Source organism: Streptomyces sp. MH60 (assembly GCF_002939385.1).
GTDB lineage: Bacteria > Actinomycetota > Actinomycetes > Streptomycetales > Streptomycetaceae > Streptomyces.
Window position 1 is genome coordinate 1 of record NZ_MULI01000045.1, and the last position, 13,191, is coordinate 13,191.

A 13,191-nucleotide genomic window follows, 5' to 3' on the forward strand; every position below is an offset into this window, starting at 1 on the left:
GACGCGGACCGGCGCCTGCGCGAGGCGTCCTCGGCCCGCGACGCCGCCGCCCGGTGCTGCGCCGAGCTGGACCGGCTGTCCGCGCACGCCACCGCGTCCGTGCGCCGGCTCGCCCCGCTGCGCGAGGAGCACACCCGGGTCGCCCGCCTCGCCTCCCTCACCGCGGGCACCTCGGCGGACAACGAACGCCGGATGCGCCTGGAGTCCTACGTACTGGCCGCCCGCCTCGAACAGGTCGCCGCCGCGGCCACCGCCCGCCTGCTGCGCATGTCCTCCGGCCGCTACACCCTCGTCCACTCCGACGACCGCACCGGCCGCGGCCGCAGCGGCCTCGGTCTGCACGTCGTCGACGCCTGGACCGGCCGCGAGCGCGACACGGCCACGCTGTCCGGCGGCGAGACGTTCTTCGCGTCGCTCGCCCTCGCGCTCGGTCTCGCCGACGTCGTCACCGACGAGGCGGGCGGCGTCCGCCTGGACACCCTCTTCATCGACGAGGGCTTCGGCAGCCTCGACGACCAGACCCTCGACGAGGTCCTCGACGTCCTGGACGCACTGCGCGAGCGGGACCGCAGCGTCGGCATCGTCAGCCATGTCGCCGACCTGCGCCGCCGCATCCACGCCCAACTGGAGGTCGTGAAGGGGCGGTCGGGTTCGGTACTGCGGCAGCGGGGCGCCGGCTGAGCGCCGTTCCGGCGCCCCGCGCCGGCCTCAGCGGCCCAGCGGGCGGCGGGGGAGCGGTGAGGAGTAGACGACGCTGGTGGTGACCGAGCCCAGGGCGCTGATCCGGCCGGACACCTCCTCCAGGTGGCGCATCGAACGGGCCGCGACCTTGACGACGAAGCAGTCGTCGCCCGTGACGTGGTGCGCCTCCAGGATCTCCGGCGTGACCGCGACCAGGTCGTGGAACGGTTTGTAGTTGGCGACCGGGTAGCGCAGCCGCACGAACGCCAGGATCGGCAGGCCCAGCCGCTCGGGGTCGACGACCGCCGCGTACCCCTGGATGATCCCGGCCTCCTCCAGGCGCCGCACGCGCTCCGTCACCGCGCTCGCGGACATCGAGACGGCACGCGCCAGTTCGGCGAAGCTGGCCCGCCCGTCTCGCTGGAGGGCGTCGAGGATACGCCAGTCGGTGCCGTCCGGGGAATACTCGGTCATCAGAGATGGATAGCAGGGATTCCCCGGCGGGACAAGGCGACGGCCGGGGAATCGCCCTTCAGGCGGGGCGGTGTGGGCCATAGATTTCCGGCGGGAAGATCCACCGAGGAGAGGCCGGACCATGAGCGTCACCACCCCCGCCGCCGAGCACGTCAACGCCGTCCTGCGCACAGCCCCCGCACCGTCCGCCGAGGCCGCCGCGTACTTCCGGGCGAGCCTCGCCTTCCACACCGACGTCTCCGACGTCGCCGACGCACTCGCGGCCGGCGGCGACCCGGGGTTCGTGCTCGTCGACTGCCGTTCCACCGAGTCCTGGGACCAGGGCCACGTCCCCGGCGCCGTCCACCTCCCCACCGCGCACGTCCCCGAGCAGGCCGGGCAACTCCTCGACCCCGCGGTGCCGGTGGTGACGTACTGCTGGGGTCCCGGCTGCAACGGGGCGACGCGCGCGGCCCTCGCCCTCGCCGAACTCGGCTACCGGGTCAAGGAGATGCTCGGCGGCTTCGAGTACTGGGCGCGCGAGGGCTTCGAGTTCGAGACCTGGCAGGGCGCCGGGCGCCGCGCCGCCGACCCCCTGACCGTTCCGGTGGACGCGGCCGACTGCGGCTGCTGAGCGGCGTGTAGGTTCTGCCGCATGGTGCGATACGCGGAGCCGGGCGCGGTGGAGTGGGTCGAGTCGGGCGGAGGGCCGCTGATCGCGGTACCGGAGACGGTCCTGCCGTTCTGGACCGGTGCCGACGGCGAGGAGACGGACTCCGACTACGACCGGGCCTGCGAGGTCGACGGCCACGTCGGACTGCTCCCGGTCGGCGACTCCACGGCCCTGGTACTCGGCGACGAGCCCGCTTCCACCGCCTACCTCCCCGACCACGGAGCCTTCGTCCGCTGGTGCGCCGCGGACTCCGAGGACGAGGTGCTGGCCGGGGTACCCGCCGCCCTCGACACCGCCGAGTGGCAGCCCGAGGTGTCCTGGCACGTGCCGGGACCCGTGTTCCTGTTCGACGCCGCCTGGCCCGGCGCCGCGTCGGACCGCGCCGACCGGGTGCGGGTCGCACTGGACCCCGGCCGGTACGCGGTGCGCGCGGCCGAGGTGCGCCCCGGGCCGGAGACCTGGCTGAGCCTCGTACACCTGCGGCGGCTCGCCGACCGGTAGCCGGGACGAAAACGACGTGCGGGGCGATCGCGGTCCGCCCATCATGGGTGCCCATGCCACGACTTCCGCACCCCGCCCCCGAAGACCTGCGCCGCGACCCGCTGCCCCTGCGCGGCCGCACCGCCCTCGTCACCGGAGCCAGCCGGCGCGGCGGCATCGGCCACGCCGTGGCCCGGCGGCTCGCCGCGTACGGAGCGAGCGTCTACCTGCACCACCACGTCCCGCACGACGCCGCCATGCCCTGGGGCGCCGACCGCGTGGACGACGTGGTCGACTCCGTACGCGCGGCGCTCGGCGACCCGGGGGCCGCCGTGCATGCGGGCCCCGGCGACCTCACCCGCCCCGACGCGCCCGGCGAACTCGTCGCCACCGCCGCCGAAGCGCTCGGCGGACGGCTGGACGTCCTGGTCGCCAACCACGCGCTCAGCGGGTCCGACGGCACCCTCGACACCGTCGACGCCGCCATGCTCGACGCCCACTGGCAGGTCGACACCCGATCGGTGCTGCTGCTGATCCAGGCCTACGCCCGCCACCGCGCCGCCCTGCCGCCGCGCACACCCGGCGGACGGGTCGTGATGATGACCTCCGGCCAGGACATCGCGGGCGGCATGCCCGGCGAGATCGCCTACGCGCTCCAGAAAGGCGCGCTCGCCTCCGTCACGCGCTCCCTGGCGACCACCCTCGCCGAGCACGCCGTCACCGTGAACGCGGTCAACCCCGGCCCCGTGGACACCGACTACATGACCGGCGAGGACTACGACGCCATCGCCGCGCTCTTTCCCGCCGGGCGGTGGGGGATGCCCGACGACCCGGCCCGCCTCATCGCGTGGCTCGCCACGGACGAGGCGGACTGGATCACCGGTCAGGTCGTCGACTCGGAGGGCGGCTTCAGACGGTGAGGTGAGCGCGGAGGCGGACGGACGTCAGAGCCGGGACAGCTCGTCCACCAGGTCGTCCAGGCCCAGCGAGCCCTGGGAGAGGGCCGCCATGTGCCAGGCCTTCAGGTCGAACGCGTCGCCGTGCCGCTCGCGGGCCTTCTCCCGGCCCAGCAGCCACGCCCGCTCACCGAGCTTGTAGCCGATCGCCTGGCCCGGGATCGTCAGGTACCGGGTCAGCTCGCTCTCCACGAAGTCCGCCGGACGGCTGCTGTGCGCCCCGAAGAACTCCTGCGCCAGCTTCGGCGTCCAGCGCTCACCCGGGTGGAAGGGGGAGTCCGCCGGGATCTCCAGCTCCAGGTGCATGCCGATGTCCACGATGACGCGGGCGGCCCGCATCATCTGCGCGTCCAGGTAGCCGAGGCGCTGCTCCGCGTCCGTGAGGTAGCCCAGCTCGTCCATCAGCCGCTCCGCGTACAGCGCCCAGCCCTCGGCGTTGGCGCTGACCATGCCCACCGAAGCCTGGTAGCGGGAGAGGTTTTCCGCCACGTGCGTCCACTGGGCGAGCTGGAGGTGGTGGCCCGGGACGCCCTCGTGGTACCAGGTCGAGACCAGGTCGTACACGGGGAATCGGGTCTGTCCCATCGTCGGCAGCCAGGTGCGGCCGGGACGCGAGAAGTCCTCCGACGGCGAGGTGTAGTAGGGCGCCGCAGCGCTGCCGGGCGGCGCGATGCGCGACTCCACCCTCCGTACCCGCTCGGCGAGTTCGAAGTGCGTGCCGTCCAACTGCTCGATCGCCTGGTCCATCAGGCCCTGCAGCCAGTCGCGGACCTCGTCGACGCCCTCGATGTGCTTGCCGTGCTCGTCCAGGTGCGCCAGCGCCACCCACGGCGTCTTCGCGCCCGGCAGGATCTTCTCGGCCTCCGCCTTCATCTCGGCCAGCAGGCGGTGGTACTCGGACCAGCCGTACGCGTACGCCTCGTCCAGGTCCAGGTCGGTGCCGTTGTAGTAGCGCGACCAGCGGGCGTAGCGCTCCCGGCCCACCGTGTCCGGGGCGCCCTCGATGGCCGGGGCGTACACGTCGCGCATCCAGTCCCGCAGTTCCGCCACGGCGGCGGTCGCACCCCGGGCGGCCTCGTCCAGCTCGGCGCGCAGCGCCTCGGGGCCGTCGGCGGCGAAGTCCTCGAACCAGCCACGCCCCTCGCCCGTGTCGGCCCACTCGCCGAGCTGCTCGACGAAGGTGGCGGTCGGCCGCGGCGCCGCGTACAGCCCGCGCTCCAGGCCCAGGGACAGGGACGCGCGGTAGCCCGCGAACGCCGCAGGAACCGCCCGCAGCCGCTCGGCGATCCGGGCCCAGTCCTCGTCGGTCCCGGTCGGGGTGAGGGTGAAGACCTCGCGCACCGAGTGGGCGGCGGTGCCCATGTTGCCGACCGAACGCAGACCCTCGTCGGCCTCGTGGACGGCGAGTTCGGCGGTGAGGCGCTCACGCAGCAGCCGCGCGCAGCGCCGTTCCACGTCGCTGTCCCCGCCCGGCCGGCGCTCCGCCTCGTCCAGCCGGGCCAGGGTGGTGCGGGCCAGTTCGGCGAGGGCCTCCTGCCCGGCGGGTGAGAAGTCGGGCAGACGGCTGGAACTCTCCGCGACACCGAGGTAGGTACCGGTGACGGGGTCGAGGGCGATGAGCTCGTCGACGTAGGCGTCGGCGACCTCGCGGGGCAGCGGGCTCTTGGTCTCTGACATGCGGACATCCTCGTACGGATACCGGTGCCGCGTCAGCCCGCTGGACGGGGCCCGATCATGCGGGCGGCCGGATTTCGCTCAGGGCGTGTCCGCGGGCACGGTCGGCGGCAGCAGGGGGCCGCACTCCCACTGCTGGAAGATCAGCCGGGTCTCGACGCGGGCCACCTCCCGCCGGGAGGTGAACTCGTCCAGGACCAGCCGCTGCAGATCCGCCATGTCCGCGACCGCGACATGCACGAGGTAGTCGTCCGGGCCGGTGAGGTGGAAGACGGTGCGCGACTCGGGCAACGCCCGGATCCGCTCCACGAACGGTCCGACCAGCTCCCGCCGGTGCGGGCGCACCTGCACCGACAACAGCGCCTGGAGACCACGTCCCAGCTTGGCCGGGTCGAGTTCGAGCCGGTGGCCGAGGATCACGCGGGCCCGCCGCAGCCGGGCCACCCGGTCCAGGCAGGTCGAGGGCGCGACGCCGATTTGGGCGGCGAGATCGCGGTAGGTGGTCCGGGCGTCGTTCTGCAGCAGCCGCAGCAGATGGAGATCCACCGGATCCAGTACGACGGAATCGGCCATGGCCCGAACGTAGCACGGCGTACGACCCCGCCGGCCCGGTCGGTGTTCACCCTTCGGCCATGGACTCAGCGCGCACGCACACGTCATCACCCGACGACGTACGCACCACCGCACCCACGGGCAGGGCACTGGCCACCGAGGCCGTGCACGCCGGCCGCGACGACCTCGCCGCCCGGGGACTGCACGCCCCGCCCATCGACCTGTCCACGACCTACCCGTCGTACGACAGCCGCGGCGAGGCCGCCCGCATCGACGCGTTCGCCGCCACCGGCGCCGAACCGGACGGGCCGCCGGTCTACGGCCGCCTCGGCAACCCGACCGTCGCCCGCTTCGAGACGGCGCTGGCCCGGCTGGAGGGGACCGAGGCCGCCGTCGCCTTCGCCAGCGGCATGGCGGCGCTGAGCGCGGTCCTGCTGGTCCGCGGCTCGATGGGGCTGCGGCACGTCGTCGCCGTACGGCCGCTGTACGGCTGCAGCGACCACCTGCTGACCGCCGGGCTGCTCGGGTCCGAGGTCACCTGGACCGACCCGGCGGGCGTCGCGGACGCGCTGCGCCCGGACACCGGCCTGGTGCTCGTCGAGTCGCCGGCCAACCCGACGCTGGCCGAGGTCGACCTGCGGGCCGTGGCGCACGCCTGCGGGTCGGTGCCGCTGCTCGTGGACAACACCTTCGCCACACCCGTGCTCCAGCGCCCCGCCGGACACGGCGCCCGGCTGGTGCTGCACAGCGCCACCAAGTACCTCGGCGGACACGGCGACGTGCTGGCCGGCGTGGTCGCCTGCGACGAGGAGTTCGCCGGGCGGCTGCGGCAGGTCCGCTTCGCCACCGGCGGAGTGCTGCACCCGCTGGCCGGCTACCTGCTGCTGCGGGGACTGTCCACCCTGCCGGTCCGGGTACGGGCCGCCTCCGCCAACGCCGCCAAGCTGGCCGGGCGGCTGGCCGCCGACCCGCGGGTGGCCCGCGTCCACTATCCGCGCATCGGCGGCGCGATGGTCTCCTTCGAGGTCCACGGCGACCCGCACGAGGTCATCGGGGGCGTCCGGCTGATCACTCCGGCCGTGAGCCTCGGCAGCGTGGACACGCTCATCCAGCACCCGGCGTCCATCAGCCACCGCATCGTGGACCCGGACGACCGGCGGAGCGCCGGGGTGTCCGACCGGCTGCTGCGGCTGTCGGTCGGCCTGGAGGACGTCGACGACCTGTGGGCCGACCTGGACCGGGCCCTGGGGGAGCCCGTCGCCGGCGCCGTTCCGCTGCGGCAGGCGCCGGCGCGGACCGCGTGAGCGCGCCAGCACGCCCGCCGGCCGTCACTCCCGGCCGATGCGCTCCCCGTGCGGCAGCGGTGCCGCGGTGCCGGCCGACGGGTCCAGTCGGGCCGTGACGACCAGGGTCCCCTCCTCGATCTGGTAGTCGAGGGGGAGGCCCAGGCCGCGCATCGCGGCGACCATGCCGGTGTTGGACGCCTGCGTGACCGCGTACACGCTCTCGCAACCCGTCTCCGCCGCCATCGCCACCAGCCGGGCGAGGAGTTCGCCGCCGATGCCCCGGCGCTGCCACCCGTCCTCGACGAGCAGCGCGACCTCCGTCTCGTCCCTGTCCCAGAGCAGATGACCGAGCCCGACGATCCGCCCCGAGGCGGTCTGCACGGCGAGGGTGCGGCCGAAGCGCGGGCTGAGCAGATGGTTGAGATACCGGTCGGCGTCCCCGACCGGACCGTGGTACCGCATGCCGAGCGTCCGCGCCGAGCAGCGCTCGTGCATCGCCTTCGCGGCCGGAACGTCACGCGTGTCCGCCCGGCGGACCGTGATGTCGCTCCCCTCGGGCAGCGTCAGCACGTCCCGGCCGCGCGGGACCCGCGGACCGAGCCGGGCGTCCAGCTCGACCAGCGCCCGAGCCCGGGCGAACTCGGCCGGGGTGAACGGCAGATGGGGGCGCTCCACGCTGATCACCCCGCCCTCGGGGGCGCGCAGCCGCAGCACCGTGTCCTCGAACGTGCCCTCCGGCGGCACGGCCTGCGCCGCGTGCGCCTCCGTCCGGGCGTCGGCGGTCGCGGGCAGGGACCTGATGGTGCACCGGCCCAGCAACTGCCGCAGCGCCAGTGGCAGTTCCGCCGCGTCCAGGGCCGTACGGGCGGCCAGGCCCAGCACCCGGGTCGGCGCGTCCACCAGGTCGTGGGCGTCCGCCCGCTCGGTCCAGGTCCGGGCACCGCCCGCCGCCGTCACCACCTCGGCCAGCTCCGTCCCGCTCAGCTCACCCGGGGCACGGAGCAGGAACTCGTCCACCGTGCCCTCGGTCAGCGGGTGCGTCTGCAGGCTCAGGATGTCTATCCGCCGCTCGGCGAGGGCCGCGCAGAGTACGGCCAGCGATCCCGGCGCGTCCCGCACCGTCGTCCGCATCCGCCACAGCGCGCTCTCACCGCCCGGCTCGGCCCCGGCCGGCCCGGTCCCGGCCGCTCCCGAACCGGTCGGTCCGGTCCCGGCCGTCCGCTCGGGGGTCGGTGGCCGGGCGCCGGTATCCTCCGCCGGCGGCGCCTGCCCGTGGCGTCGTGACCACCGGGTGTGGAAACCCGCCGTGGCGATCAGCGCCGCCAGCGAGGCCAGGACCAGGGCGGGCACCGCGGTGCCGTGCTCCACGAGGTGCGCCACGGCATCCGTCACATCAGACATGTCTCGACTCATGCACCCACTGTGAAGGAACGGTGTTGCGTGATCACGAACGCTCTGTGACCGATGGGTAAAGAAGGCTTTCGGGGTGCTTTTCGCCCTTTCGGGCCGGTCGCGGGGGCCGCGCACCGGGGGATGACGCCGGTACGCGGCACACCCGACAGGCTACGGGACCGGACGCGCGGGCTACTGGCCCACCCGGCCCGGCCGCAGCACCTTCGTGAACAGCACCGTGCCGTCCTGCTCGCGCAGCCGCACCGTCATGTCGGCGCTGTCGCCGTCGATGTCGACCTCGCCGAAGAACTGGTAGCCGCCCGCGGGCGAGACGTTCGAAGCGGTCGGCGCCTTCACGAAGACCCGTTCGGGACCGAAGGTGTTGTCCAGCGCGCTGGCCGGGAACGCGCCCGCGTTGAGCGGCCCGGACACGAACTCCCAGAACGGTTCGAAGTCACCGAACGCGGCCCGCGAGGGCTGGTAGTGCTGGGCCGAGGTGTGGTGCACGTCGGCCGTCAGCCACACCGTGCCGGTGATCCTGCGGTGCTTGACGAAGCGCAGCAGCTCGGCGATCTGCAGCTCGCGCCCCAGGGGTGCGCCGGGGTCGCCCTGCGCGATCGCCTCGATGTTGGGCGCGCCCTCGGTGGCGTCCGGCACGACCAGACCGATCGGCATGTCCGCCGCGATGACCTTCCACACCGCACGCGACCGCGCCAGTTCCCGCTTGAGCCACTCCAACTGCTCGCGGCCCAGGATGCCCTGCGGGTCCACGGTCTGCTCGCCGGGGGAGTTGGCGTTGCGGTACGTCCGCATGTCCAGCACGAACACGTCGAGCAACGGACCCTGGCGCAGCACCCGGTGCACACGCCCCTCGCGCGCGCCGGGGCGCAGGGTGGAGATCGGGAAGTACTCGCCGAACGCGCGCCGGGCGCGGGCGGCCAGCACGTCGACGCTCTTCTCCGTGTACCGGTCGTCCGTGTCCGCGATCACCTGGCCCGGATACCAGTTGTTGCGCACCTCGTGGTCGTCCCACTGGATGATGGACGGCACCCGCGCGTTGAAGCGCCGCAGGTTCTCGTCGAGCAGGTTGTAGCGGAAGTTGCCGCGGAACTCGGCGAGGGTCTCGGCGACCTTGGACTTCTCCTCGGTCGTGATGTTCCGCCAGGTGCCGCCGTCGGGCAGGGCCGCCGTCTCGGCGATGGGGCCGTCGGCGTAGATGTTGTCGCCGCTGCACAGGAAGAAGTCCGGGTCCAGCGCACCCATGGCGTCGTAGATGCGGTAGCCGCCGAGGTCGGGGTTGATGCCCCAGCCCTGGCCCGCGAGGTCGCCGGACCACACGAAACGCACGCCCTCGCGGCGGCGGACCGGCACGGTGCGGAAGGTGCCGGTGACCGGCTCGCCGGTGCGGCGCGGGTCGTCCGGGTCGGCGAGGAGCACGCGGTAGTGGATCTGCTCGCCCGGCGGCAGGCCGCGCAGCCGGGTGGTGCCGGTGAAGTCGGTGTCGCGTCCGAGCAGCGGACCGTGCCACCGGTGCGGGTGGCGGAACGACTCGGTCGCCGACGTCTCGACGATCATCCGGGCCGGCCGGTCGGACCGCACCCACACCAGACCGGAGTGGGAGGTCACGTCTCCCGTCTGCACGCCCCAGCCCGCCCCCGGCCGCCCGGAACGGGCGAACGCGGGCGCCGCCCCCAGGGCGGTGGGCAGGGTCAGGGCGGCCGACGCGGCGAGCGAACCGCGCAGCACGCTGCGGCGGCCGGGCAACGGACGATGTGACATGGATGCGCCTCCAGGAACAGGATCCGGCCGGTGCGGGCCAGTTTCGGGCCAGTGTGCAGAGCCAGACCTACTGGCACGGCGCGGCGCCCACGGAAATTGCGGGTGAACAACCCGGACGACCCGAGCGGTCCGTCACCCGCGCGCGAGGGCGCCGGGTCACACGGCCGCGGCCATCCTCCGCACCCCCGCCCGGATCCGTCCCGGCGTCAGGTGCGCGTATCCCAGCACCAGCCGCACCTCCTTCCCCGGCGCCGAGCCCTCGCTCACCGGGCCCCCGACCACCTGTCCCCCGCCCACCGGGCCACCGGCCGCACCGCCGTGCGCGTACGCCGCCAGCGAGCGCACCGCGACGCCCGCCTCCGCCACGCGCGCGAGGAAGCCCTCCTCGGGCCCGTACCGTTCGGGAAGCGTGGCGATGGCGTGCAGGCCGGCGGCTATGCCGGTGACCCGCGAACCGGGGAAGTGCTCGGCCAGCGCGGCCACCAGGGCGTCACGGCGCTCGCGGTAGGCACGCTGGCAGACGCGGAGCCGGCGGTCGTAGTCGCCGCGCTCGACGAAGCGGGCGAAGACCGCCTGGTCGAGGGTCGGGTGGCCGAGGTCGGTGGTGCGCTTGCGTTCGACGACGTCGTCCGCGAGCCGGTCCGGCACCAGCAGCCAGCCCAGCCGCAGCCCCGGGGCGAGGGACTTGCTGACCGAGCCCGTGTAGGCGACGCGTTCCGGATCGAGCCCCTGGAGCGCGCCCACGGGGGCACGGTCGTAGCGGAAGTCGCCGTCGTAGTCGTCCTCCAGGACGAGGCCGTCCACGGACCGTGCCCAGCCGAGCAGTTCGGCACGGCGCCGCGCCGAGTAGGCGATCCCGGTGGGGAACTGGTGGGCCGGTGTCGTCACCACGACCCGGACGCCCGACGCGTACAGCGGTCCCGTGGCGAGGCCCTCGTCGTCCAGGGGGAGGGGCGTCGTGTCCAGGCCCGCCGAGGCGTACAGGGCATGGTGCTGAGGGCTGCCGGGGTCCTCGACACCGGCGGTGCGCATCCCGCGCGCGTGGAGCACGCTCGCCAGCAGCGCGGTGGCCTGCGCGACCCCGGAGACCACCACGATCCGCTCGGGGTCCGCCACCACCCCCCGGCGCCGCGCGAGCAGCTCGGCCAGGGCGGTCCGCAGCCCGGGCAGCCCGCGCGGGTCGGGATAGCCCAGGCTCTCGTGCGGCAGGTCCGCCAGCACGCTCCGCTGTGCCGCGGCCCACGCCGCACGGGGGAAGAGCGACAGGTCGGGCGTCCCCGGCACGAAGTCCGCCAGGTCACCGGAGGAGCGCGGGGAGAGATCACGGGCGCGTGGCCGGCCGGCCCGTACGGCATCGCCCACCCAGGTGCCCGCACCCCGTCCACTGCGCAGGTAACCCTCGGCCGTCAACTGCTCGTACGCCTCGGTGACCAGCCCCCGCGACACGCCGAGGTCGGCCGCGAGGTCCCGGCTCGACGGCAGCCGGGTGCCCGCGGCGAGCCGACCCGAGCGGACCGCGTCCCGCAGCGCTTCCCGCAGTGCTCGGCCGCGCGCGCGTGCCGGTGCCGAGGCTGCGGGCAGCAGCAACTCCCACGCTGATGTCATGAAAACGGCCCCCCGAGGATCACGGCGTCCCAATCGTCCCCACTTTACGAGGGGTTGGACCCGTTGGCGCGTAAACAGGAGTGACAGACCACAGCGAGGGGGCAGGCTGATGTCGGGCCCCGGAATCGTAAGCGCAATTCAGGAGCGCCCGTGGACGCCAAGAACCGTTTCGAGACGAAGGTGACCTTCGCTCTCTCCCGACTCGAATGGCTGGGATTTCTCGCCGTATCGCTCGTGCTCGCGGTCCAGCACCGTACGGAAATCCGCTGGGGCGTTTTCGTGCTGCTGTTCACCGTGATCGACGCCATCGGCTACATTCCCGGTGCGATCGCCTTCCGGCGCCGCCCGGACCGACCGGTTCCGCGCGGCTACTACGTTGCCTACAACACGATGCACAGCCTGGTCACCGCCGGTCTCCTGGCCGGGGCGTGGGCGTTGTTCGTCGGGCCGGAATGGGCGCTGCTGGCCCTTCCGATCCACCTCATGGGCGACCGGGCGCTGTTCGGCAACTCCCTCAAACCCTTTGGTGTCGCCTTCGAACCGGAAACCAACCCGGCCTTCCGGAAGTTCGAGGAGAAGTACCGTCCGACGGTGGAATCCCGAGCGCACCATTCCGTAGAGGGCACCGATGCCGTCCGTACTTGACACGCTCGCCGCGCACAGCGACAACCCCAGCTCCTTTCTCGCCCTCAACAGCGGGAACTCGTACTTCCACGACGACCGGTTCGACGGCGCCTGCGCGTACCGCACCTCCGGCCGCTACGTCCTGCAATTCGGCGGCCCCTTCACCGCACCCGAGCACCGCGCGCCACTGCTGGAGTCCTTCGCCGCCCACACCGGAAACCGCCTGGTCGCCGTACAGCTGCAAAGGGCCGACGCCGAGCTGTACGCGGCACACGGGTTCACCGTCAACCAGATCGGCGCGTCGTACGCCGTCGACCTGAGCCGCTTCACCCTGCGGGGCTCACGGTTCGTGCGCCTGCGGAACAAGATCTCGCGCGCCCGGCGGGCCGGCCTGGAGGTCGCCGAGGTGCGGGACGGCGACGACTGCGCCGAGCTGGACCGCATCGACGAGCGCTGGCTGCGGGAGAAGGGGCGGCACGTCAAGGAGCTGCGGTTCCTGGTCGGCCAGCGGACCGGCAGCCTGCAGCGGCACCGGCGCCTGTTCGTCGGCCGCATCGACGGCGAGGTGGTCGGCTACGTCAACTACTCGCCGGTCTACGGCAGCCGCCCCGGCATGCTGCACGACCTCAGCCGGCGCCTCCCCGATGCCCCGCCCGGCGTGATGGAGGCGCTCAACGCCACCGTCATGGAACGGCTGACCGCGGACGGAGCCGACTGGCTGCACTTCGGGTTCACCCCGTTCACCGGTCTCGACCCGAGCCACGAACTGCCGGGCGCCAGCAGGCTGTTCGGCCGGTTCACCCGGCTGCTGGCCGAGCACGGCGACGCGATCTACCCGTCGGCCTCCCAGCTCGAGTACAAGCAGAAGTGGGCCCCGCACGCGGTACTCCCGGAGTACATCGCCTTCCGCGGCAGACCCCGCCCCGGCGCCGTCTGGCAACTGCTGCGCGCCACCAACGCCGTGTGAGGACGGCCGCCCCGGCCCCGGCGTCCCGCACACCGATCACGTCCGCCCCGCAGTCCCGTCCCGTCCACC

General features: G+C 73.6%; 13 protein-coding genes. 7 read left to right on the forward strand and 6 right to left on the reverse strand.

The features are described 5' to 3' along the window. The coding region (locus tag BZZ08_RS24460) for an SbcC/MukB-like Walker B domain-containing protein (RefSeq protein WP_274543294.1) at positions 1-681 on the forward strand (681 nt) is incomplete at its 5' end. 27 nt (positions 682-708) lie between these two features. Here the strand turns inward: BZZ08_RS24460 and BZZ08_RS24465 are convergent. After that, a complete protein-coding gene (locus BZZ08_RS24465; protein ID WP_104634415.1) occupies positions 709-1,155 on the reverse strand; it encodes an Lrp/AsnC family transcriptional regulator in 447 nt (148 codons plus the stop codon). A gap of 121 nt (positions 1,156-1,276) precedes the next feature. Between BZZ08_RS24465 and BZZ08_RS24470 the strand changes: the two genes are divergently transcribed. Genes BZZ08_RS24470 through BZZ08_RS24480 form a run of 3 tightly spaced genes read left to right on the forward strand, consistent with a single transcriptional unit; the run spans position 1,277 to position 3,207 of the window. Beyond that, a complete protein-coding gene (locus BZZ08_RS24470; protein WP_104634416.1) occupies positions 1,277-1,768 on the forward strand; it encodes a rhodanese-like domain-containing protein in 492 nt (163 codons plus the stop codon). A 21-nt stretch (positions 1,769-1,789) separates the two neighbouring features. Further along, a complete protein-coding gene (locus BZZ08_RS24475) occupies positions 1,790-2,308 on the forward strand; it encodes an immunity 21 family protein (protein ID WP_104634417.1) in 519 nt (172 codons plus the stop codon). A 53-nt stretch (positions 2,309-2,361) separates the two neighbouring features. Beyond that, on the forward strand, positions 2,362-3,207 hold the full coding sequence (locus BZZ08_RS24480) for an SDR family oxidoreductase (protein ID WP_104634467.1): 846 nt from the start codon (positions 2,362-2,364) through the stop codon (positions 3,205-3,207). 24 nt (positions 3,208-3,231) lie between these two features. Here BZZ08_RS24480 and BZZ08_RS24485 read toward each other — a convergent pair whose 3' ends face one another. Both BZZ08_RS24485 and BZZ08_RS24490 read right to left on the reverse strand, forming a co-directional pair. Beyond that, positions 3,232-4,920, reverse strand: a complete 1,689-nt coding sequence (locus BZZ08_RS24485; protein WP_104634418.1) for a DUF885 domain-containing protein — start codon at positions 4,918-4,920, stop codon at positions 3,232-3,234. Between the two features lie 78 nt (positions 4,921-4,998). After that, positions 4,999-5,490: an Lrp/AsnC family transcriptional regulator gene (locus BZZ08_RS24490; protein ID WP_104634419.1), complete on the reverse strand. Its 492-nt coding sequence runs from the start codon at positions 5,488-5,490 to the stop codon at positions 4,999-5,001. Positions 5,491-5,549: 59 nt separating this feature from the next. Here BZZ08_RS24490 and BZZ08_RS24495 point away from each other — a divergent pair, with 59 nt between their 5' ends. After that, the gene (locus BZZ08_RS24495; protein ID WP_104634420.1) at positions 5,550-6,773 is read left to right on the forward strand and encodes a trans-sulfuration enzyme family protein; all 1,224 of its coding nucleotides are present in this window, start codon (positions 5,550-5,552) and stop codon (positions 6,771-6,773) included. Between the two features lie 24 nt (positions 6,774-6,797). On the opposite strand, the gene BZZ08_RS24500 is transcribed toward BZZ08_RS24495, so the two are convergent. From BZZ08_RS24500 to pdxR, 3 genes are all read right to left on the reverse strand, one after another. Continuing rightward, positions 6,798-8,156, reverse strand: coding sequence for a GNAT family N-acetyltransferase (locus BZZ08_RS24500; RefSeq protein ID WP_104634421.1), 1,359 nt, complete (start codon positions 8,154-8,156; stop codon positions 6,798-6,800). Positions 8,157-8,339: 183 nt separating this feature from the next. Further along, the gene (locus tag BZZ08_RS24505) at positions 8,340-9,926 is read right to left on the reverse strand and encodes an alkaline phosphatase D family protein (RefSeq protein ID WP_104634422.1); all 1,587 of its coding nucleotides are present in this window, start codon (positions 9,924-9,926) and stop codon (positions 8,340-8,342) included. A 156-nt stretch (positions 9,927-10,082) separates the two neighbouring features. Next, complete coding sequence (pdxR, locus tag BZZ08_RS24510; protein WP_104634423.1) at positions 10,083-11,531, reverse strand: MocR-like pyridoxine biosynthesis transcription factor PdxR; 1,449 nt, start codon at positions 11,529-11,531, stop codon at positions 10,083-10,085. A gap of 150 nt (positions 11,532-11,681) precedes the next feature. On the opposite strand from pdxR, the gene BZZ08_RS24515 reads away from it, so the two are divergent. Both BZZ08_RS24515 and BZZ08_RS24520 read left to right on the forward strand, forming a co-directional pair. Beyond that, on the forward strand, positions 11,682-12,176 hold the full coding sequence (locus BZZ08_RS24515) for a hypothetical protein (protein WP_104634424.1): 495 nt from the start codon (positions 11,682-11,684) through the stop codon (positions 12,174-12,176). Beyond that, positions 12,160-13,122: a bifunctional lysylphosphatidylglycerol flippase/synthetase MprF gene (locus BZZ08_RS24520; protein ID WP_104634425.1), complete on the forward strand. Its 963-nt coding sequence runs from the start codon at positions 12,160-12,162 to the stop codon at positions 13,120-13,122. Before BZZ08_RS24515 ends, BZZ08_RS24520 begins: the two co-directional genes overlap by 17 nt. Positions 13,123-13,191 lie beyond the last annotated feature (69 nt).